General features: G+C 62.1%; 18 protein-coding genes and 1 tRNA gene. 13 read left to right on the top strand and 6 right to left on the bottom strand.

Going from position 1 to position 22,212, the window contains the following annotated elements; genetic code table 11:
- Positions 1-314 precede the first annotated feature (314 nt).
- Both DXY33_RS07465 and cobJ read left to right on the top strand, forming a co-directional pair.
- Positions 315-1,658: a hypothetical protein gene (locus tag DXY33_RS07465; RefSeq protein ID WP_115132366.1), complete on the top strand. Its 1,344-nt coding sequence runs from the start codon at positions 315-317 to the stop codon at positions 1,656-1,658.
- 69 nt (positions 1,659-1,727) lie between these two features.
- A complete protein-coding gene (cobJ, locus tag DXY33_RS07470; RefSeq protein ID WP_115132367.1) occupies positions 1,728-3,467 on the top strand; it encodes a precorrin-3B C(17)-methyltransferase in 1,740 nt (579 codons plus the stop codon).
- A 67-nt stretch (positions 3,468-3,534) separates the two neighbouring features.
- Here the strand turns inward: cobJ and DXY33_RS07475 are convergent.
- Positions 3,535-3,608, bottom strand: a tRNA-Pro gene (locus tag DXY33_RS07475).
- A gap of 86 nt (positions 3,609-3,694) precedes the next feature.
- On the opposite strand from DXY33_RS07475, the gene lipA reads away from it, so the two are divergent.
- Positions 3,695-4,564 (top strand): lipoyl synthase, encoded by an 870-nt coding sequence (gene lipA, locus DXY33_RS07480; protein ID WP_115132368.1) that lies wholly within the window; start codon positions 3,695-3,697, stop codon positions 4,562-4,564.
- Here the strand turns inward: lipA and DXY33_RS07485 are convergent.
- Positions 4,542-4,850: a YciI family protein gene (locus DXY33_RS07485; RefSeq protein WP_115132369.1), complete on the bottom strand. Its 309-nt coding sequence runs from the start codon at positions 4,848-4,850 to the stop codon at positions 4,542-4,544. The two genes, lipA and DXY33_RS07485, sit on opposite strands and share 23 nt — an antisense overlap.
- Before the next feature lie 15 nt (positions 4,851-4,865).
- Complete coding sequence (gltB, locus tag DXY33_RS07490) at positions 4,866-9,467, bottom strand: glutamate synthase large subunit (RefSeq protein ID WP_115132370.1); 4,602 nt, start codon at positions 9,465-9,467, stop codon at positions 4,866-4,868.
- A 102-nt stretch (positions 9,468-9,569) separates the two neighbouring features.
- On the opposite strand from gltB, the gene DXY33_RS07495 reads away from it, so the two are divergent.
- From DXY33_RS07495 to DXY33_RS07535, 9 genes are all read left to right on the top strand, one after another.
- Positions 9,570-11,255, top strand: a complete 1,686-nt coding sequence (locus DXY33_RS07495) for a phosphodiester glycosidase family protein (protein ID WP_115132371.1) — start codon at positions 9,570-9,572, stop codon at positions 11,253-11,255.
- A 34-nt stretch (positions 11,256-11,289) separates the two neighbouring features.
- A complete protein-coding gene (locus tag DXY33_RS07500; RefSeq protein WP_114987195.1) occupies positions 11,290-11,616 on the top strand; it encodes an iron-sulfur cluster assembly accessory protein in 327 nt (108 codons plus the stop codon).
- Between the two features lie 72 nt (positions 11,617-11,688).
- Positions 11,689-12,063, top strand: coding sequence for a 30S ribosomal protein S12 (rpsL, locus tag DXY33_RS07505; RefSeq protein WP_006850614.1), 375 nt, complete (start codon positions 11,689-11,691; stop codon positions 12,061-12,063).
- A gap of 41 nt (positions 12,064-12,104) precedes the next feature.
- Positions 12,105-12,575, top strand: coding sequence for a 30S ribosomal protein S7 (rpsG, locus tag DXY33_RS07510; protein ID WP_006849937.1), 471 nt, complete (start codon positions 12,105-12,107; stop codon positions 12,573-12,575).
- An 89-nt stretch (positions 12,576-12,664) separates the two neighbouring features.
- Positions 12,665-14,740, top strand: coding sequence for an elongation factor G (gene fusA / locus DXY33_RS07515; RefSeq protein WP_115132372.1), 2,076 nt, complete (start codon positions 12,665-12,667; stop codon positions 14,738-14,740).
- A gap of 44 nt (positions 14,741-14,784) precedes the next feature.
- Positions 14,785-15,984, top strand: a complete 1,200-nt coding sequence (tuf, locus tag DXY33_RS07520) for an elongation factor Tu (RefSeq protein ID WP_115080435.1) — start codon at positions 14,785-14,787, stop codon at positions 15,982-15,984.
- 121 nt (positions 15,985-16,105) lie between these two features.
- A complete protein-coding gene (gene rpsJ / locus DXY33_RS07525; RefSeq protein WP_011363346.1) occupies positions 16,106-16,426 on the top strand; it encodes a 30S ribosomal protein S10 in 321 nt (106 codons plus the stop codon).
- Between the two features lie 56 nt (positions 16,427-16,482).
- Positions 16,483-17,118: an LON peptidase substrate-binding domain-containing protein gene (locus DXY33_RS07530; protein ID WP_114987187.1), complete on the top strand. Its 636-nt coding sequence runs from the start codon at positions 16,483-16,485 to the stop codon at positions 17,116-17,118.
- Entirely contained in the window at positions 17,118-18,050 is a 933-nt protein-coding gene (locus DXY33_RS07535) for a methyltransferase domain-containing protein (RefSeq protein WP_115132373.1), read from the top strand. The genes DXY33_RS07530 and DXY33_RS07535 overlap by 1 nt, the downstream gene beginning before the upstream one ends.
- A 3-nt stretch (positions 18,051-18,053) precedes the next feature.
- Here the strand turns inward: DXY33_RS07535 and pheA are convergent, their stop codons facing one another.
- Positions 18,054-18,896, bottom strand: a complete 843-nt coding sequence (gene pheA / locus DXY33_RS07540; RefSeq protein ID WP_115132374.1) for a prephenate dehydratase — start codon at positions 18,894-18,896, stop codon at positions 18,054-18,056.
- A 31-nt stretch (positions 18,897-18,927) separates the two neighbouring features.
- On the opposite strand from pheA, the gene DXY33_RS07545 reads away from it, so the two are divergent.
- Complete coding sequence (locus tag DXY33_RS07545) at positions 18,928-19,524, top strand: DUF1997 domain-containing protein (protein ID WP_115132375.1); 597 nt, start codon at positions 18,928-18,930, stop codon at positions 19,522-19,524.
- Here the strand turns inward: DXY33_RS07545 and DXY33_RS07550 are convergent.
- A complete protein-coding gene (locus DXY33_RS07550) occupies positions 19,471-20,070 on the bottom strand; it encodes a ribonuclease HII (protein ID WP_115132376.1) in 600 nt (199 codons plus the stop codon). The genes DXY33_RS07545 and DXY33_RS07550 overlap by 54 nt on opposite strands.
- Before the next feature lie 5 nt (positions 20,071-20,075).
- Positions 20,076-22,016, bottom strand: a complete 1,941-nt coding sequence (locus DXY33_RS07555; protein ID WP_115132377.1) for an Rne/Rng family ribonuclease — start codon at positions 22,014-22,016, stop codon at positions 20,076-20,078.
- Positions 22,017-22,212: the final 196 nt, after the last annotated feature.

Here is a 22,212-nt window from a genome sequence, read left to right on the forward strand (position 1 = left end):
AGGAATCGGTGTTCGGGCGTCAGTACAGCAAGAGGCCGAAACCCCTTGTCTGCACTGAAGCTGGGGCCCCAAAGAGGGGACCGCTGGCGGAAGCATAGGGGCGGAGAAGGGGGTTAAAGGGCCCTGAGTTACAAAGGTTCAATCCCGTGGCGAGCCAGTCAGCGACAGGCGTCTGCAGAAGGCTGAGAATCAGCGAAACAACAAAGATCTCAGGCAGTAAGCAACACAATTTCACGCATATTTCCTTTCTAAATAACTAAAACTCTGCCGCTGAAGGGCGGATTGTTCAGAATGATCGGATCTGTTCATACCCGATGCATCGCCCTGGCCTGAAGTCGATATGGGCTGTTCTGCTGGCAGCAGTGATGCTTCTTGGTGCCGGCTTACCTGTTCATGCTCGCCCTGGATTCTTCAATCGCGATGCAGGATCCGCTGCCAAACCGCTGCCGAGTTCAGCCCCCAGCGGGAAGCTCCAGGAAGTGGCTCCTCCAGGGGCAGTGCAACAGCTGCGCCAGAACCTGCAACAGCACCGCCCCTCCCTGCGGCTGATCGATCCAAGCAACGACAGCATCGTTTCTTCTGACACCCTTGAGCTGCGTTTCGAAATCGACGACTGGCCCCTCAGCAGCGACCCCGAATTGGGCCTGGGGCCCCATGTGGTGCTCCAAATCGACAACCGCGCTCCCCTACGACTGAGCAAAAGCGATGGAAACCGCCTGAAGGTCCGCATCGATGACCTGGAGGCGGGCAGTCATCGGTTCAGCGCCTGGGCCGCTTACCCCTGGGGAGAAGCCGTTCAAGCACCGGGGAGCTCAGTCCAGGGACGCGTGCACCTCTGGCAAAAACTGCAGGGCACACAACCCGAACGTGATGCCCCCTGGCTGGTCCCTGTCTCACCGGCCGGAGAGCAGGGCCTGCAACCCCTGTTGGTGGATTGGCTGATCTGGAATGCTCCGCTGCAAAACCTGCGGGAGGGCGATGGACGCTGGCGACTCCGCATCAGCATTGATGGGGACAGCTTTTTGGTTGATCACCAGGAAGCCCTTTGGCTCAAAGGATCGAACGGCTCAGGCAGCCATGACATTCAGATGGAACTGCTGAATGGGCTGGGCGAGCCAATCACACCGGTCTTCAACAACCAGCTGATTCATCTGAAAGCCGCATCCGGTGCCAAAGCGGGCTGGATGCGCCCACGCCTCACCGAAAGCCAGCTCGCGCGCCTGAGCGGCTCCCCTGAGCCTGACGTTCTGGAGGTGGTCGAATCCTCGCCAGAGCCTCCTCAAAAGACTGAGGAGAAACAACAGGAGAAGACAGAACAGCCCCGAGACCTTCCTCAGGCTGAGCTCAAAGCAGAGGTCGTCGTCAAGGACGAGGTTGAAACCAAGCCCAAGGCCACCCCCGAGCCCGCGGCACCAGAGGAAAACGAAGAGCAGGATCCTGAGCCAGCCCTTATTGAACAGCAGCTTGCTGAGCAGCCACCTGCTGAACAGCCATCCAAATCAGAAGCTGCTCGGCCCACTCCTCCCACTCCCGCCCCGGGTGAGCCAGCGGAGCCTCAGCAGGCAGCCGACGAGGAACCCAAGCTGAAGCCAAGCAGCAGCCTGGGAGGATCAGCCCGTGAGTTGCTCAACAGCGATGGGCGCTTGCGCAAGCCCTGATCCGGATTTCCTGCCCTGAACCCCACATCCGCCGCTCCCGCTCTGGGCCTAGGACTGAGCCCCAGCGCCATGCCGCTGTTGGAGCGTTTGCTGCTACGCGGCCACATCGACCGGATCAAGCCAGTCGATCAAGACATCAGCATCGCCCTTGATGGGCACTGGACGGCAGAGAACGTTGTTTTGTTCGTGGGCGCCGTGGGAGCAGTGACGCGCCTGATTGCAGCTCGGATCCAAGGCAAGGAGAAGGATCCAGCCGTTCTGGTGCTTGACCCGAAAGGAGAATTCATCATTCCGCTGTTGGGAGGCCATTCCGCAGGGGCCGAACAACGCGCCTGGGAAATCGCCATGGATCTCGGCGGGCAGGCGGTGATCACGGGCGCCTGCGCCCATGAAGGACGTCTCCCCCTGGATGCCTTTGGCGAGAGCTGGGGCTGGAAACGCAGCGGATCGGTGGCCCATTGGCGCGATCTGATGGTGCGGCAATCCCAGGGATCCAGCATCAGCGTTCACCAGAGCAGTGGATCCACCACCTGGCGTGGCCCTGAAGGCCATCCCTTGCTGCACAACATCGATCCCAAGGATGTGCCAGACGCCGCTGATCTAGTGATCGGAGCGCGCCGTCGGGGTGATTGCCAGTGGCATCCAGCCACGCTCTGGATCGGCATCGGCTGTGAGCGCAACACCAGTGTTTCGCTGGTGGAGAAGGCCATTGCCGAGGCCTTGGCAACAGCAGGACTGGCGGAGGAGGCGATAGCCGGCATCGCCAGCGCAGCGCGGAAATCCGATGAACCGGCCCTGCAAGAGCTAAGCCGCACCAGGGCATGGCCGTTCCGAACCTTTGCGGAGCATGCCCTTGCATCCATCGACGTGCCCAATCCCTCCGAAGTGGTGCGCCAGGAAATGGGGACCGCGTCGGTGGCTGAAGCAGCGGCCTTGCTGGCTGCGGGCGAACAAGGCCATCTGATCCAGCCCAAGCGAATCAGCCGTCCGGCAACAGGAGAGCAGGGTGCCGTGACGGTGGCCATTGCCGAGGCGGCCCTCCCCCACGCGCCAGAGAGGGGCGAACTCCATCTGGTGGGGAGCGGTCCAGGGGATCTGTCCCTGCTCAGCGGAGACGCCAAAGCGGCCCTCTCCCGTTGCTGCGCCTGGGTTGGCTACAGCCTCTACCTCGATCTTTTGGAGCCCCTGCGCCGGCCGGATCAGGTCCGATTCGATGGCCAGCTCACCCGGGAATGGGACCGCTGTGCCGAAGCGCTGCGCTTGGCCCAACAAGGGGCCAAGGTTGCTCTGATCTCCTCCGGCGACAGCGGCATCTACGGCATGGCGGGATTGGCTCTGGAGCTGCTGCTTCAGCAACCCGAGCAGGAGCGGCCCAGCTTCGCGGTGCATCCCGGCATTTCAGCCTTGCAGCTGGCCGCCGCCCGGGCCGGAGCGCCACTGATGCATGACTTCTGCTGCGTGAGCCTCAGCGATCGCCTCACGCCATGGGCCGTGATCGAAAAGCGACTGGAGGCCGCCGCCGCTGGAGATTTTGTGCTCGCTCTGTACAACCCACGCTCCAAGGGCCGGGACTGGCAGCTGGGACACGCCAAGGAAATCCTGATGAAACACCGCCCCCCCACAACCCCGGTGACGCTGGCGCGGCAGCTGGGCCGCGCAGAGGAATCCCGTGAGCTCACGAGCCTTGAGCGCTTGAAGCCGGAATCCGTGGACATGCTCACGCTGGTTCTGATCGGGAACAGCAGCAGCCGTGCAGAGGATGGCTGGATGGTGACGCCGCGGGGCTACCCCGGGGCGAGTCTCCAATGAGCGCCAAGTCTTTTTCGGCCTAGCTCAGGCCTCCATCAAGACCAGGCAGTGCCATGCAAACCAAGAATCGGGATGACAGGATTCGAACCTGCGGCCCCTTCGTCCCGAACGAAGTGCGCTACCAAACTGCGCCACATCCCGGCTCTGCAATCTTAAAAGATCGCAGTGAAGCGAAATCCAGGCAGATCTCAGCAGCGACTAGGGTCATGGATTGAAGATGCTTCGCCGTGCTCAAGCCGGAGTGGTTGCGCGTTAAGGCTCCGCAGCGCGAGCGAATCGGCGCCGTGGCCGACCTGCTGCTGGACTTGAACCTGAACACGGTCTGTCAAGAGGCAAGCTGCCCCAACATCGGCGAATGCTTTGCAGGCGGCACCGCCACGTTTTTGATCATGGGGCCCGGCTGCACCCGCGCCTGCCCCTACTGCGACATCGACTTCGACAAGAGCGTGCGCGAGCTCGATCCCACCGAGCCGCAACGGCTTGGGGAGGCAGTGGCCCGTCTGGGCCTGAAGCACGTGGTGATCACCTCAGTGAACCGCGACGATCTCGCCGATGGTGGAGCGTCCCAGTTCGTGGCCTGCATCGAACAGGTGAAGCAACGCTCACCGCTCACCACGATTGAGCTGCTGATCCCCGACTTCTGCGGCAACTGGGATGCCCTGGCAACGGTGATGGCCGCCGCCCCCCACGTGCTGAACCACAACATTGAAACGGTGCCGCGGATGTACCGCCTGGCGCGGCCCCAGGGCATCTATGAACGCTCCCTCGAGCTGCTGCAACGGGTGCGGGACCAATGGCCCAAGGCCTACAGCAAGTCGGGCCTGATGGTGGGGCTCGGGGAAACCGATGAAGAGGTGATCGAGACGCTCTGGGATCTGCGCAAACACAAGGTCGACATCGTCACCATCGGTCAGTACCTCTCACCTGGCCCCAAGCACCTGGCCGTCGACCGCTTTGTCACCCCGGCTCAATTCGAGACCTACAGAACAGTGGGCGAAAAGGAGCTGGGCTTCCTCCAGGTGGTCAGCACACCACTCACCCGCAGCAGCTACCACGCCGGCGAAGTACAACGGCTCATGGCCAGCCATCCCCGCTGACGGGGATCCATTCCTGCACCTGCCAGTCCACGAGGCCATCGCGGATCATCGGGTCGTTCTGCACCCACGCAAGGGCATCGGCATAGGACGACGCTTCAAAGATCAACAAACCCCCGCCGCCCGGACGCCGATCGCCATCCACCAGGTAGCCGCTGCGTAGACGGCGGCCTACTGCAGCTTCCCCTGAAACCCAATGGCGGTGAGCCTCCAGGGTGGGTCTCCGCTGCTCAACGGAGAGAGCGGCGGCGACGGCCGTGAAGGTTTCGGTCTTGACGAACCAGGCCACGGACTGGGGACGGCGCTAGGCCGCCACAGCCTGCTTGTCAGCCAATCCCATCGCCTCCCGCTCACTGGGGGGGACCAACACCTTGAAGCGACCCTTCGCCGCAGACCAATCGGCCAGGAGAGCAGCAGCCTTTTCACTTCCCGTGAGCGCCACATGCCGTTCCAGCAGACCCTTCAGCAGCGACTCCTGCTCATGGGTGGTGATGGTGCAGACCTCAACAATTTCCGGGTTCACCCGAGGAGCGACACGCCCCTCCTCATCCAGCAGGAAGGTCACTCCACCGGTCATACCAGCGCCGACATTGCGGCCGGTGCTGCCGAGAACAACGACGACACCACCGGTCATGTACTCACAGCAGTGGTCACCAGCTCCCTCCACAACCGTGCGGGCGCCGCTGTTGCGAACACCGAAGCGCTCACCAGCCCGGCCATGGGCAAACAACTCACCGCCGGTTGCCCCGTAAAGACAGGTGTTGCCGAGGATCACTTGGTTACCGGGAGATGCACAACCGTCTGATGGCACCAGGGTGATGCAACCACTGTTCATGCCCTTGCCCACGTAGTCGTTGGCTTCGCCTTCCAGACGAACCTGCATGCCCTGCACCAGGAAAGCCCCGAAGCTCTGGCCTGCTGCCCCCCGGAAGGTGAGATCGAGCTGTCCCTTGAAGCCGCGGTTGCCATGGCGCTGGGCGATTTCACCGGCCAGACGGGCACAGACACTGCGATCGGTGTTGATGATCTCGATGCTGCGGCTGATGGAACCGTGGTTCTCCAGGGCAGCCATCAGTTCAGCGTCGGCGAGGAGCTGATCCTCAAGAATCGGTCCGTTGCCGTGGGCCTCGTCGCTGTGGCGAAGCCAAGAGCGATCTTCGGCGCCGCTGATCGGGGCCAGCAGGCTGGAGAGATCCACACCCTTGGTCTTGGCCAGATCAACTGAGCGGGCCTGGAGCAGATCGGTGCGACCGATCAGCTCCTCGAGACGGCTGACGCCGAGCAGGCTCATCAGCTGACGCACTTCCTCGGCGACGTACCAGAAGAAATTGACGACATGCTCAGGAATGCCGGTGAAACGCTTGCGCAGGTTCTCCTTCTGCGTGGCCACTCCCACAGGGCAGTTGTTGGTGTGACAAACGCGAGCCATGACGCAGCCCTCGGCGATCATTGCGATCGAGCCGAAGCCGTATTCCTCCGCCCCCAGAAGGGCAGCGATCACCACATCCCAGCCTGTTTTCAGGCCTCCATCGGCGCGCAGCAGAACCCGATCGCGCAGACCGTTCTCCACCAGGGAACGATGCACCTCGGTGAGGCCCAGTTCCCAGGGGCTGCCGGCGTGCTTGATCGAACTCAGGGGAGATGCACCAGTGCCACCGTCGTGACCGGAGATCTGGATCACATCGGCGTTGGCCTTGGCCACACCCGCCGCGATGGTGCCGATGCCGATCTCGGCCACCAGCTTCACGCTGACGGGAGCAGCGGGATGCACCTGATGCAGGTCATGGATCAACTGCGCCAGGTCTTCAATCGAATAGATGTCGTGGTGTGGCGGCGGTGAAATCAAGGCCACACCTGGCTTGCTGTTGCGCAACCAGGCGATGTACTTGTCGACCTTGGGCCCTGGCAGCTGACCACCTTCACCGGGCTTGGCGCCCTGGGCCACCTTGATCTCCAGCTGCTTGCCGCTGCGCAGGTATTCCGCCGTCACACCGAAACGACCTGAAGCCACCTGCTTGATTGCCGAGCAGGCGGTGTCCCCATTGCGCAAACCACCAATGCTGGGGAATGAAGCGGAACGGCCCTCGCCATCCACATCCTTGAGGATCTGGAAGCGGGCAGGGTCTTCGCCGCCTTCACCGCTGTTGCTCTTGCCGCCGATGCGATTCATCGCCACGGCCAACACTTCATGGGCTTCGCGGGACAAAGCGCCCAGGCTCATGCCGCCCGTGCAGAAGCGGGTGCAGATGCTCTCGACGCTCTCCACCTGATCCAGGGGCACTGGGATAGGAGCCAACTTGAACTCCAGCAGGTCCCGCAGGGCCATCACCGGTCGGTTCTCCAACAAGGCCTGGTAAGTGGAGAAGTGGTCGTAACCAGGGCCCTGAGCCACCGCCTTGTGGAGCGCCTTCGACAGCTCGGGATTGTTGCGGTGGTACTCAGCACCACTGCGGTACTGAACGAAGCCCATGAATTCGAGCTTGCTGCGGTTGAGCTCAGGGAAAGCCTTGGCGTGCATCGAGAGCGTTTCGTTCGCTAGCTCGGCCAACGTCATGCCGGCAACACGGCTGGTCGTTCCGGTGAAGGCGGTCTCCACCACATCCGCTCCCAAGCCGATCGCTTCAAAGATCTGAGCGCCGTGGTAGCTGGCCAGCAATGAAATTCCGATTTTGGAGAGGATCTTGCGCAGGCCGTTCTCCAGCGACTCACGAACGTTGGCCTGGGCTTGATTGGCATCCAGGGCGGGCAACTTGCCCTGTTCGATCCGCTTCTTGGTTTTGGGGTGATCCAGCCAGTGGCGGGTGGTCTCCCAGGTGAGCCAGGGGCAGACGGCACTGGCGCCGTAACCGATCAGGCAGGCCATGTGATGGGTGCTCCAGCACTGGGCCGTATCCACCACCAGAGAGCACTGCAGCCGCAGCTTCTGGCGCAGCAGATGGTGATGAACAGCACCCACGGCCAGCAAGGCCGGCATCGCCACCGTTGTGGGGGTCAGCGGGGCAGCCGCCCCCGTGCCATCGACCCGGTCAGACAGCACCAGAACCTGGGCTCCGTCACGCACCGCCTGTTCGGCAACACTGCACAGCGCAGCGATGGCCTGTTGCAGGCCTCCCGCACACGACTCAACAGCCACCTGGGTGGACACCGTCTTGACGGGCAAACCCTGCTCACTGATGGCCGCCAGTTCCGCCTCGTTCAGAACGGGCGTCTCCAGATGGATGACGGAGGCAGCTTCCGGCTGGGGCTTCAGGGCGGGCCGGCGCTCACCCAGGTGCATCTCCAGACTCATCACCAGCTTTTCCCGCAGGGGATCAATCGGAGGGTTGGTGACCTGGGCGAAACGCTGCTTGAAGTAGTCGTAAAGCAGGTGGGGCTTGTCGGAGAGCACCGCAAGGGGGATGTCATCGCCCATGCAGTAGGTCGGCTCCTTGCCGAGGGCAGCCATGTCCTCGATGATCAGATCGAAGTCTTCGGCGGTGAACCCCATCGCGGTCTGCAACCGCAGCAGATCGAGTTCACCCACCTGCCGGTCCTGGGTCCAGGGCTGGGGGGCCACGCCGCGGCGATGCTTCTGCAGCCAATCGGCATAAGGGAAGCGCTGCGCCGCGTCTTCCTTCACCGACCAGTTGTCGAGCAACTCGCCGCGTTCAAGATCGACGGCCACCATCTGACCCGGACCAAGACGACCTTTCTGAACAATCGTCTTGCCGCTGAGATCCACCACGCCGGTCTCCGATCCCATGATCACGAAGCCGTCAGCGGTGGTGCACCAACGCGCCGGACGCAGCCCATTGCGATCGAGCGTTGCACCCACTCGCTTGCCGTCGGCGAACACCAACAGGGCCGGGCCGTCCCAGGGTTCCTGAATGCCCGCGTTGAATTCGTACATCGCCGTCACATCGGGACGGCTGTCGAGATCGGGCTGATTGCGAAACGCTTCGGGCACCAGTGTGATCAGGCTGTCGGTGATCGACCGCCCACTGCGCACCATCAATTCCAGAGTGGCGTCCAGGTTGGCGGAATCGCTGAAGGCAGGGTTCACCACCGGAATCAGGTCATCAGCCGCCTCACCCCAGACGTTCTCGAGGCTGGCTTCTGAAGCCTTGGCCCAGTTGAGGTTGCCCAGCAGCGTGTTGATTTCGCCGTTGTGCCCCAGAAGCCGCATCGGCTGAGCCAGGGGCCAACGCGGCAGGGTGTTGGTGCTGAAACGGCGGTGGTACACCGCAAAGCTCACCTCAAATCGTGGGTCCTGCAGGTCGGCGTAGAACTGCGCCAGCACCTCGGATCGCACCATTCCCTTGTAAACAACCGTCCGGCTGCTCAGGGAGGCGACATAAACGTCCTGGGCCACCTCAGCACCCAAAGCGGCCCGCACACGGGCACCGATACGGCGCCGCAACTGCAGCAGCTGGCCATCAAAGCTTGCGTCGTCGGCATCACCATTCAGCACCCACTGCTCGATCACGGGGGCTGTGGCACGAGCCAAAGGCCCGAGAACCGCAGGGTCGACAGGCACCGTTCGCCACCCCAGAGGCTGCAAGCCAAGGGCTTTGGCCTCTTCATCACACAGGCCCCGAACCTCAGCACGACGGCTGGCATCGGTCGGCATGAACATCATGCCGAGGCCCCGTGCTGCAGCCGCCTCGGGCCAGACGGCTTTCAGATACGACCAGGGAATTTCACACAACACCCCCGCGCCGTCTCCGGAGTCGCCATCTCCCCCGCAACCGCCACGGTGCTCCATGCATCCCAGACCACGCAGGGCCTGCTCCAGCACCCAGTGACTGGTCTGCCCCTGGAGCTGAGCCAGGAAACCAACGCCACACGCATCCTTCTCGCCCGCAACAACCTCAGGTGCAGGGCTGTCGCAATAAGGCCAGAAAGCGGAACGGATGGCGTCAGACATAGGGAACTCAACCGGACGATCGCATGGGCCTGCAGCTTCGAGCTCTGCAGAATCCATCTCGAGGGACGATCCTAGGCAGGCGCCTCTCCGCCAAGGCATTTCATGCTGGCCTTTGCCCCACTTCCCGCGCCACCGCCTGAGCTTCGCCCTGTTCCGAACCAGAGCGGTGAGGAGGTGCTGATCGGGAGAGAGCGCAGCAAAGCGGTTTGGCTCTGGCGGGGCAGCGACACAGAACCGGAGGAACTTTGGCTGCCCTTGGAGGTTCTGGAATCCCGTCTGGGTTTCCGGCGGGTGTCCCGTCTCGAGGGAGAAGCACTGGAATGGTTTGGTCGAACGGTCGCATTGACCGCATTGGCGACCCGTTCACTCGGTGATGAAGTCGGCCTCGAAGTGAGCGACTGGCTGGCCGCGACTGGCGTCCGCGCCCAAGTGAGGGAAAAGACCCTGGAGCTTCGGCTGCCCCTACCAAAGGTGAACAACCTGCGCCGCGGCAAGGGTTCAACAGCCGATCGGTTGGTGCTGGACCTGAACGGTCCCGCCCTGGTGCAGCGCTTGAACGGCGACCTTTTGCTGGAGCTCAAGCTGTCGCGGACCCAGCAACGTCAACTCAAGGCATGGGGGCTCTCGCCACAGCTGCATCGCCACGGCGGCCTTGTGCTGAAGGGACAAGCCACCAAGCTGAGAAGCCTGAGCCTGGCGTCCCCTTGGCGGGTGGTGCTGGATGGTGTGCAGACCGGTGGTCGCCGCCCGGTCCAGCGCGCACGTCTCCCCCTCCGCAACCCAGCCGTGGCCGAATGGCTGAGGCGGGGCTTCGTCCTGGAGCAACGCACCATCAAGGTGGGGGTGAAACCCATTCAGGTGTTCCGTGCCGGCGGACGGCTGAGCCGTCTCGGCATCACCCTTCAGCCTCTGGTCAAAGCCGAGCAGCAACAGGGTCTGCGTTTTCTGCCTCAGCTCTCCCAACCCGCCGGGGCACTGGTCGCAGTTAACGGAGGCTTTTTCAACCGGATCAACCAACTACCCTTGGGGGCCGTGCGGCATCAGGGGGTCTGGCTGTCCGGTCCGATCCTGAACCGCGGTGTGATCGCTTGGGGATCCTCAGGGGATCTGCAGTTCGGCCGGCTGCGTCTGAATCAGACGCTGCAGGTGAACAACGGTCGCCGTTGGAACCTCATGGCCCTCAACAGCGGCTACGTCCAGAAGGGGCTGAGCCTCTACACACCTGCATGGGGGCCCCGCTACCGGGCCCTGAGCGGCGAGGAGGAAGCACTGTTGATTCGCGGCGGCCGCGTCGAAGCAACGGTCGACAAGAACAGCCTGCAACGCGGCATCACCATCCCCAAAGACGCTGCATTGGTGGTGGCCCGGGGACGCACGCCGCTGCCAGCACGGCCTGGGGATCGGATCCAGGTGACAGAAAGATCACTCTCTCCCCTCGCGCAACAACCCAATGTTCTGGGCGGCGGTCCATTGCTGATGCAGAACGGCAACGTGGTTCTCAATGGACGCCAGGAGGGATTCAGCCCTGGCTTCATGAGCTTGGCGGCACCAAGAACGGTGGTGGCCCAGGGGCCGAACGGTCAGTGGCTGATGACCTTGCGTGGCGCCGCCGGCAGTGATCCCACCCTTGTGGAAACAGCCCTGGCAGCCCAGCAACTGGGGCTGCGCGATGCCTTGAACATGGATGGCGGCAGCTCCACCACCCTCGTAGTGGCCGGACGCACCGTGATGAATGGCCGAAGCAGCACCCCGAGAGTCCACAACGGCCTGGGGCTGATCCCCCTCTGAGACCTGCAACAGTGGGGGCCCCGAGGAACTGAGCATGGCTGCCAATCTGCGGCTGACCGCTGCCGCTGCTGCCGAGCTAGGGCGACAGGCGGCCGTTGCGGGAACGCCGGGGCAGATGCATCTCGATCTCACGCCCGGCGAATGCGCACAACATGTGCTGCGCATCCGGGCAGGACATCTGGCCGGCGTTGCGATCGCAAGGGCCGATGGCGTGACCCTGCACGCCCCTGCTGAACAGCTCAAATTGCTTGAAGGCCTTTGCCTGGACTACCGCGGCGACCTCAGTGGTGGTGGTTTTCTGATCCGCAACAGCGATGGGGTTGAACCCTGTGCCTGCGGCAGTGCCTTCAGCCGCCTGTGAGGGGGGACCGTCACCCGGTATCGTGGTCGATTGTCGAATCAGGTCGGGAGTCCGACCGCTCACCGACCATCGATGCCAACCATCCAACAGCTGATCCGCACTGAGCGCTCACGCCTCAAGGCCAAGACCAAGTCCCCGGCTTTGAAGTCCTGCCCTGAGCGTCGCGGTGTTTGCACCCGCGTTTACACCTCAACGCCGAAAAAGCCGAATTCGGCGCTGCGCAAGGTGGCTCGTGTGCGCCTGACCTCCGGCTTTGAGGTCACGGCCTACATCGGCGGTGTCGGTCACAACCTGCAGGAGCACTCGGTGGTGTTGATCCGCGGCGGTCGTGTCAAAGACCTCCCTGGCGTCCGTTACCACATCATCCGCGGAACCCTGGATACCGCTGGCGTGAAAGACCGGCGTCAGTCCCGCTCCAAGTACGGCGCCAAGGCTCCGAAGGAGTGATCACCGGTTTCTTCCCCATCCCCATCAAGTTCTGATCCCTAATGTCACGCCGCAACGCCGCTGAGAAGCGCCCGATTCTTCCCGACCCGCAGTTCAACAGCCGCCTCGCCACGATGATGGTGGTGCGCCTGATGCAGCACGGCAAGAAGTCGACAGCGCAACGGATCCTGTCCGACGCGTTCGGCCTGATCAACGAGCGCACCGGCGGAGATCCGCTCGAACTGTTCGAAACAGCTGTTAAAAACGCCACCCCCCTGGTGGAAGTGCGCGCCCGCCGTGTTGGTGGTGCCACCTATCAGGTGCCCATGGAAGTGCGCCAGGAGCGCGGCACCGCCATGGCTCTGCGCTGGCTGGTGAGCTTCTCCCGTGCCCGCAACGGCCGCAGCATGGCGCAGAAGTTGGCTGGCGAACTGATGGATGCCGCCAACGAGGCTGGCAACGCCGTTCGCAAGCGCGAAGAAACCCACAAGATGGCCGAAGCCAACAAGGCTTTCGCCCACTACCGCTACTGAGCCTCGCAGGCCAGCCATCAACACAGATGTTCATGGCTGGCCTGTAGAGTCTCTCCGCCTTTTCACGCCCCACCCCCGGAGAATTTCCTGTGGCCCGCGACTTCCCCCTGGAACGCGTCAGAAATATTGGTATCGCTGCTCACATCGATGCCGGCAAAACCACCACGACAGAACGGATCCTGTTCTATTCCGGTGTGGTTCACAAAATCGGCGAGGTGCATGACGGCGCCGCCGTGACCGACTGGATGGCCCAGGAACGGGAGCGTGGCATCACGATCACCGCAGCTGCCATTTCGACGTCCTGGCAGGACCATCGGATCAACATCATCGACACGCCTGGCCACGTGGACTTCACCATTGAGGTGGAGCGCTCCATGCGTGTGCTGGATGGTGTGATCGCCGTCTTCTGCGCCGTTGGTGGCGTTCAGCCCCAATCAGAAACCGTCTGGCGTCAGGCCGATCGCTATTCGGTTCCCCGGATGGTGTTCGTGAACAAGATGGACCGCACCGGTGCGGACTTCCTCAAGGTTCACGGCCAGATCAAGGATCGCCTCAAGGCCAACGCTGTACCGATCCAGCTTCCGATCGGTGCTGAAGGTGAGCTGAGCGGCATCATCGATCTCGTTGCCAACAAGGCCTACATCTATAAGAACGATCTAGGCACCGACATCGAAGAAGCCGAGGTGCCGGCCGACATGGCCGATGAGGTGGCCGAATGGCGGAACACCTTGATGGAGACCGTCGCCGAAACCGATGAGGCGCTGATCGAGAAGTTCCTCGAAACCGGCGAACTCAGCGTTGACGAGCTCAAAAAAGGCATCCGTGAGGGCGTGCTCAAGCACGGCCTGGTGCCCATGCTCTGCGGCTCCGCCTTCAAGAACAAAGGTGTGCAGCTGTTGCTCGACGCTGTGATCGACTACCTGCCTGCCCCCGTCGACGTTCCCCCCATCCAGGGTGTGCTCCCCGACGGCAGCGAAGCGGTGCGTCCGTCCGACGACAACGCTCCCTTCAGTGCCCTCGCCTTCAAGGTGATGGCGGATCCCTACGGCAAGCTCACTTTCGTTCGGATGTATTCCGGCATCCTCGAGAAGGGCAGCTATGTGCTCAACTCCACCAAAGGTGAGAAGGAGCGCATCTCCCGCCTCGTGGTGCTCAAGGCTGACGACCGTGAGGAAGTCGACGCACTGCGTGCCGGCGACCTCGGTGCGGTGCTCGGACTGAAGAACACCACCACGGGTGACACCCTCTGCACCCAGGACGATCCGATCGTTCTCGAGACCCTGTTCATCCCCGAACCGGTGATCTCCGTGGCGGTTGAGCCGAAGACCAAGGGCGACATGGAGAAGCTCTCCAAGGCCCTGGTTGCTCTGGCTGAAGAGGACCCCACCTTCCGCGTCAACACTGACGCCGAGACCGGCCAGACCGTGATCGCAGGCATGGGCGAACTCCACCTGGAAATCCTGGTGGACCGCATGCTGCGTGAATTCAAGGTGGAAGCCAACATCGGCGCACCTCAGGTGTCCTACCGCGAAACCATCCGTGGTTCAGCAGGTGGCGAGGGCAAGTTCTCCCGTCAGACCGGTGGTAAGGGCCAGTACGGCCACGTTGTGATCGAGATGGAACCGGGTGAGCCCGGCTCCGGCTTCGAATTCGTCAACAAGATCGTGGGCGGTGTCGTTCCGAAGGAATACATCAAGCCCGCCGAGCAGGGCATGAAGGAGACCTGCGAATCCGGTGTGATCGCCGGATACCCCCTCATCGATGTGAAATGCACCCTGGTGCATGGCTCCTATCACGACGTCGACTCCTCGGAGATGGCGTTCAAGATCGCCGGATCCATGGCCTTCAAGGACGGCGTCAAGAAGTGCAACCCTGTGCTGCTTGAGCCGATGATGAAGGTCGAGGTCGAAGCTCCCGAGGATTTCCTCGGTTCGATCATCGGCGACCTGTCCTCCCGTCGAGGTCAGGTTGAGGGCCAGTCCGTCGAAGACGGCACGTCCAAAATCTCGGCCAAGGTGCCCCTTGCCGAGATGTTCGGTTACGCCACCGAGCTCCGCTCCATGACCCAGGGCCGGGGCATTTTCTCGATGGAATTCGACAATTACGCCGAAGTTCCTCGCAATGTGGCCGAGGCCATCATTTCCAAGAATCAGGGCAATTCCTGATCTCTAAACTCCTCCAAATCCAACCCTCGATTCTTTAAACACTCATGGCACGCGAGAAGTTCGAAAGGAACAAGCCCCACGTCAACATCGGCACCATCGGCCACGTTGACCACGGCAAGACCACCCTCACCGCTGCGATCACCAACGTGCTCGCCAAGAAGGGTCAGGCTGAAGTTCAGAACTACGCCGACATCGACGGCGCCCCTGAAGAGCGTGAGCGCGGCATCACCATCAACACCGCTCACGTTGAGTACGAGACCGAGACTCGTCACTACGCCCACGTGGACTGCCCTGGCCACGCGGACTATGTGAAGAACATGATCACCGGTGCCGCTCAGATGGACGGCGCCATCCTGGTGTGTGCCGCCACCGACGGCCCCATGGCCCAGACCAAGGAGCACATCCTCCTGGCCAAGCAGGTGGGTGTTCCCGCTCTGGTGGTTGCACTCAACAAGTGCGACATGGTCGATGACGAAGAGATCATCGAACTGGTGGAGATGGAGATCCGCGAACTGCTCTCCAGCTACGACTTCCCCGGCGACGACATCCCCGTGGTTCAGGTCTCCGGCCTGAAGGCCATCGAGGGCGAGGCTGAGTGGGAAGCCAAGATCGAGGAACTGATGGCGGCTGTTGACGCCAGCATCCCTGAGCCTGAGCGGGAAGTGGACAAGCCCTTCCTGATGGCTGTGGAAGACGTCTTCTCCATCACCGGTCGCGGCACCGTGGCCACCGGCCGTATCGAGCGCGGCATCGTCAAGGTCGGCGAAGAGATCGAAATCGTCGGCATCAAGGACACCCGCAAGACCACCGTCACCGGTGTGGAAATGTTCCGCAAGCTCCTCGATGAGGGCATGGCTGGCGACAACGTTGGTCTGCTGCTGCGCGGCATCCAGAAGGAAGAGATCGAGCGCGGCATGGTGCTCGTGAAGCCCGGTTCCATCACCCCTCACACCAAGTTCGAGGGTCAGGTGTACGTGCTCAAGAAGGAAGAAGGCGGCCGCCACACTCCCTTCTTCGCTGGCTACCGCCCGCAGTTCTACATCCGTACAACGGACGTGACCGGCCAAATCACTGCCTTCACCGCGGAAGACGGTTCCAACGTGGAAATGGTGATGCCTGGTGACAACATCCAGATGACCGGTGAGCTGATCTGCCCCGTCGCCATCGAGCAGGGCATGCGCTTCGCTATCCGCGAAGGCGGCCGCACCATCGGTGCTGGCGTGGTCTCCAAGATCATCGAGTGATCAGCGCAAGCTGAACCAAATGGCAGGAGATGGAGGGGCTCAGCCCCCCATCTCCTAAATTTCTCAGAACCTCGACAACTGAAGTCCTGCTTCGATCTCGAAGCTTTTTCGCTCCCTTCCTATGTCAACTGCCATCGCTCAGCAGAAGATCCGCATCCGCCTTAAGGCGTTCGACCGCCGCATGCTCGATCTTTCTTGCGAGAAAATCATTGAAACGGCCGATAACACCGCTGCAACCGCGATCGGTCCGATCCCCCTGCCCACGAAACGCAAGATCTACTGCGTTCTGCGCTCTCCCCACGTGGACAAGGACTCCCGCGAGCACTTCGAGACCCGCACCCACCGTCGCATCATCGACATCTACAGCCCATCGGCCAAAACCATCGACGCGCTGATGAAGCTGGATCTCCCCAGTGGTGTGGACATCGAAGTGAAGCTCTGATCCGTTCGATCAGAACTTCATTTTCCTAGGATTCAGTTGCCTACAACACGGCGTTCGTGTCCGATTTTTCTGTGAGGGAGCTTCCCCTGTTCCCCCTGCCGGACGTCGTGTTGTTCCCGCAGCAGCTCCTGCCGCTGCACATTTTTGAATCGCGTTATCGGATGCTTCTCCAGACGGTTCTGGAGACCGACAAGCGATTCGGCATTGTTCGCATCAATCCCGAGAACGGCGAAATGGCCGAAATCGGATGCTGCGCTGAGGTGCTTCAGCATCAAACAACGGAAGACGGTCGCAGCTACATCGTTTCGCTGGGCCAACAGCGGTTCCGGCTGCTCAACATCACGCGTGAAACGCCCTACCGAACAGGGATGGTGAGCTGGCTGGAGGATGAGCCCGTGGCCGACACCGACCAGCTCAACAGCCTGCGGGACAAGGTGAGCGAAGCCTTGAGCGACGTCGTTCAGCTGACCAGCAAACTGCAGAACCGAGAGGTGGAACTGCCTGACGATCTGCCTGATCTACCGCGGGAACTCTCCTTCTGGATCAGCGCCCATCTGGATCAGGCCGCTTCTGAGCAACAGAGTCTTCTCGAACTAACCGACACCCACGAACGGTTGAGTCAGCAATTTGAAATGTTGGACCACACCCGACGCCAACTGGCGGCCCGCACTGTGTTGATGGATCTGAAGTGATGTTGGGATCTCTGTTAGTGGTAGCCGGCGCCGTTGGAGCCACCGGAGTTGCACTGTGGCTTCGCCGCGACCGGCGCTACGAATCGTCGGAGAGTGTCGCCTCCGCCTACGACGCCTGGACGGAAGACCGCTTGCTGGAGCAGCTCTGGGGAGAGCATGTCCATCTCGGCCATTACGGGACCCCGCCAGGCTCCTGCGACTTCCGCGAAGCCAAGGAAGCCTTCGTCCACGAGCTGGTGCGATGGAGCGGTCTGGACCAACTCCCCGCCGGCAGCCGGGTGCTGGATGTGGGATGCGGCATCGGTGGCAGTGCCCGAATCCTGGCGCGGGATTACGGATTGAACGTTCTCGGCATCAGCATCAGCCCTGCCCAGGTGGAACGAGCCACACAACTCACCCCATCAGGTCTGAGTTGCCGCTTCCAGGTGATGGACGCCTTGGATCTTCAACTGCCCGATCAGAGCTTTGATGCGGTTTGGAGTGTGGAGGCCGGGCCCCACATGCCGGACAAGCAGTGTTATGCCGATGAGCTGCTGCGGGTGATGCGACCGGGGGGTCTGCTTGCAGTAGCCGACTGGAACCGCCGGGATCCATCTGAGGGCGGCATGACGCGAACCGAACGCTGGGTGATGCGTCAGCTGCTCAACCAATGGGCCCACCCTGAATTCGCCAGCATCAAGGGGTTCCGCCAGAACCTCGACAACAGCGTGCACAACCGTGGCGAGATTGTCACCGGTGACTGGACCCAGGCCACGCTCCCCTCATGGATTGACTCGATCATCGAGGGCGTCCGCCGTCCCTGGGCGGTGCTCAGCCTGGGACCGAAAGCGGTCCTGCAAGGCCTGAGAGAAACGCCGACCTTGCTGCTGATGCACTGGGCCTTCGCTACTGGTCTGATGCAATTCGGCGTCTTCCGGATCAGAAAGGGCTGATCCTCAACAGCCGCTCAAATCGCTGCTGGGGTAAGCACCGAAATGGGCGAGATGCTCACACAGAGGCTGCAACTGGGCGATCAGATCCTGCAGAGCCGTTGACGGAGCCGGCGGAAGATCCACATCCACAAAGAACACGTATTCCCCCAGCTCCCGTTTGGACGGTCGCGATTCAATCCGACTCATGTTCAGGCCCCGCTCAGCCAGACAGGCCAAAGCCTCCAGGAGAGCACCCGGCGCATTGCGATGCAGCGAGAACGCCAGACTGGCCACATCGCCATGCTCACTGCGCTGCCCACGGCGCAGCAGCAGAAAACGGGTGCGATTGCCCGCAACATCGTTCACCGGGAACGCCAGCTGATCCAACCCGTGTTCCCGGGCAGCGGTCTGGGAGGCGATCGCAGCACGGAAGGGACTGCCCGCCACCATGCGAGCTGCTTCAGCCGTGGATGAGGTGGGCAGTTGCAAGGCGTCGGGCAGATGCTGGGCCAACCAGCCACTGCACTGGGCCAGGGCCTGCGGGTGGGAGAGCACTTCGGTGACTCTGCTGAGCGGCCCACTCCCCAGCAGAGCGTGCTGAATCGGCAGCACCAAAGCCCTACGGATACAGAGCTCCGGATGGGACCACAGCGCATCGAGGGTCGCTGTCACCCCCCCTTCAACCGAGTTCTCGATCGGGACAACGGCTGCATCACACTGCCCTCCAGCCAGCTGTTCCACCACCGATCGGAGCCCCACGCAGGGAACGAGCTGAACATCCTCGAGTGCGTCCTGTTCGATCAACACCCGGGCGGCCTGCTCGCCATAGGTCCCTACTGGGCCAAGGAATGCGAGACGTGTAGGCATCGAAGCCGCACTGGATGGACTCGATAAGATCATGCCGCGTCAGGTGAAGACCATGCCCCTGGCCTTCGAAGCCAGTCAAAAGCTTGATCTGCCTGTCCGAACCGGAGCAGAGCGGCTTCCCACTTACCTTTTGGAGGAGGAGCGCGTCCTCGGGGCCCTGCTGGACGCCAAACAGCTCACCCGCCTGCAGTCAGGGCGCTACCGCTATGTGGTGACCAGCCTTCAGGTCTTCCAGCTCCACGTGAAACCCGTGGTGTCCCTCCGGATCCACATGGAAGGCGACACATTGGTGATGCAGGCCCTCGACTGCGAACTGGAGGGTCTGGGGATTGTTGATGACTTCGCCCTGAACCTGGAAGCACGGCTGACGTCCACACCCGACGGACTTCAGGGACATGCCCATCTTTCGGTGAGCGTCAGCCAGCCATCGCTGCTCAAGCTAATCCCCAAACGGGTGCTGGAATCAACGGGCGAATCAATCTTGAGTGGCATCCTCGTTGGCATCAAAGCCCGGGTTGGCCAGCAACTGATCGACGACTACCGAAGCTGGTGCCGGGAAACCGACGGGCAAGGCTCAACCGAGCAGACGCCTCAAGAACGTGTGCCGATGCAGGGGCGTGGGGCCTGAGGCCATCAAGGTCTGACGATGTTGCGCCGTGCCATAGCCCGCATGGCGCTCGAGGCCGTAACCAGGGAATCGAGCCGATAAGCGCCGGATGAGTGCATCCCTGGCCTCCTTGGCCAGAACACTCGCCGCAGCAATGGCCGCTGATCGGCTGTCCCCTGCGATCACCGTGCGCTGCGGGCCCTGCCACAGCCGAAGGGGAAGGTTGCCATCCACCAGCACGAGCCCAGGGCGCTGCGGCAGTCGCTGCAGCGCCCGCAACATGGCGCGTTCCGTGGCAACGCGGATGCCGCAGGCGTCAATTTCGCGCGCTGATGCCTGGCCCAGACCGGATGCCGCACACAGCGACTGGATCACCGGAACCAGAGCAGCCCGACGCTTGGCTGACAGTTTTTTGCTATCGGTCAGCCCTGCCTTCAACAGCTCTTGAGCCGCTGCGGTCTCGAGCACAACAGCAGCCGCAAAGACAGGACCGAACAAGCAACCGCGACCGACTTCGTCCACACCAGCCACGTCCCGCCCGAGGGGGAGGGAGTCCTGCGCGGTCATCCGACTCAGACCGTGGCGACAGCCGAGGAGCGGCGACGGCGACGGCGAGGCTCATCAGGCTCAGCTGTTTCCACCACGGCCACAGGCTCGGGTTCAGCCGGTTCACTGATGGGGGCCGGTTCTGGTTCGGTGATCGTCAGGTTGGTCACCGCCTCCAAGGGGGTGATCTCCACCATCAGGGGAGCCGACTCATCCGGGGCAGATGAAGTGACAACAACAGGCGTCTCAGCGGCAGGAGTCGCAGTGGGCTGACTCGCACCGTTGCGGGACCCTGAACGACCACCCCGTCCGCCACGACGACGGCGGCGTCCGGAACTGGCTGCCAATTGCTGACGCGCCGCCTCCAGCACCTCCTGCTCGTCCTCGCCAGGACGCACAACCCGGACCACGACGTTGTCGGATGCAGGGGGCTCCTCCAGCAACAGGGCAGGGTTCAATCCCAGCCAACCAAACAGCTGCTGTTGCTCGTCGGTCATCTGGACGGCAACCAATTCAGGGTCCTGACGACGGGCGGTCGCTGGCTCCTGAGCCTCTTGGGTCGACACCTCAGGGGCAGTGGTGTCGGACGTCTCGACAGGAAGGACGGCATCCTGACTGCCGCGCCCTCGACCACCGCGCCGCCGCCGGCCATTGCCACCGCTCTCTCCGGGCGCAACAACTTCAGCGCGGGCAGAGGCCGCCGAGCGAACCAATCCTGTGGCCGTTGCCAGGGGTTGAAGCAGGTCTTTGCCGGGAAGAACGGCCACATGGCCCAGACCACCACAGCTGGGGCAAGCCCGACCGAACAGTTCATAGATGTTCTGCCCTTGACGCTTGCGGGTGAGTTCCACCAGGCCCAGTTCACTGAGCTGTGCGATCTGCGGGCGGGCTGAGTCGTCGCGGACGGCTGTCGTGAAATGCTCCAGCAGCTGGAGCTGATCACGACGGGAATCCATATCGATGAAGTCGATGATGATCACCCCACCGATGTTGCGCAGCTTGAGCTGGCGAGCGATTTCGATCGCCGCCTCACAGTTGGTCCAGAGAACGGTTTCGCGCGCATTGGCCGATCGTGTGAACGAGCCCGAGTTCACATCGATCACAGTGAGTGCTTCGGTGGGCTCGATGATCACGTAGCCACCGGACGGCAGATCAACCCGCGGCTTCAGCGCATCGCGGATGGCGGCATTGACCTTGTAGTGCTCCAGCAACTCGCTGGGTTCACTGTGAGCCTCCACCAGCACATTGCCGGCTTCGGCACCAAGGAAGCTGCTCACACGGTTCACAGCGGCGGCATCGTCCACCACAACACGGGCCAGATCCGGGCCCATGTGGTCCCGCAGAATCCGATGGATAAAGTCTTCATCGCGGTTGAGCAGCACCGGCGGTGCAGCGGTTTCAGCGGCTTGCTGAATCGCTTCCCACTGGCGCAGCAAGGATTCCAGATCCTCAATCAACAGCTCTTCGCTGATGCCGTCGGCTTCCGTACGGATCAGCAGACCGGCTCCAGGCGGCTTGATCAGAACACCAAGGGCACGCAGCCGGTTCCGTTCTGCATCAGAACTGATGCGCCGGGAGATGTTGACCCCCTGGCCATGGGGCTGAAGCACCAGGTAGCGACCTGGCAGAGCAAGATTTCCCGTCAACCGTGGGCCTTTGGTGCCGGTCGGTTCTTTCATCACCTGAACCAGAACCTTCTGGCGAGGCTCCAGAAGTTCAGTGATCCCTGCTGAACCTTTCTTCAGACGCAGCGGCCCAAGATCGGTGACATGGATGAACCCGTTTTTCTCACTCTCACCGATATTGACGAAGGCGGCATCAATGCCTGGCAGAACATTTTCTACCGTTCCTAAATAGACATCTCCGATCTGATAACGACCCTGCGCGACGATCAGTTCATCAACGCGTTCATCGGTCAGCACTGCTGCGATGCGCAGCTGCTCCGCGATGACAATTTGCTGGGGCATAACAGGACTGGTTGAGCCCGATTGAGGGCCAAATCCGTTGAGGAACCTGCCGGTTCTCCCTCACGGGTTGATGGAAAGATTTGAGCTGGTCAGCAAGACCAAAAGGTTGCGGAGCAAAAACTCCTATGACTCAGGCTTGGGGGTTCCAAAAAAGACCGCCGTGCAAGCCGTGATGTGGACCTCGATATCCGTGTTG

The organism is Synechococcus sp. N26, from assembly GCF_900473975.1.
Lineage (GTDB): Bacteria > Cyanobacteriota > Cyanobacteriia > PCC-6307 > Cyanobiaceae > Parasynechococcus.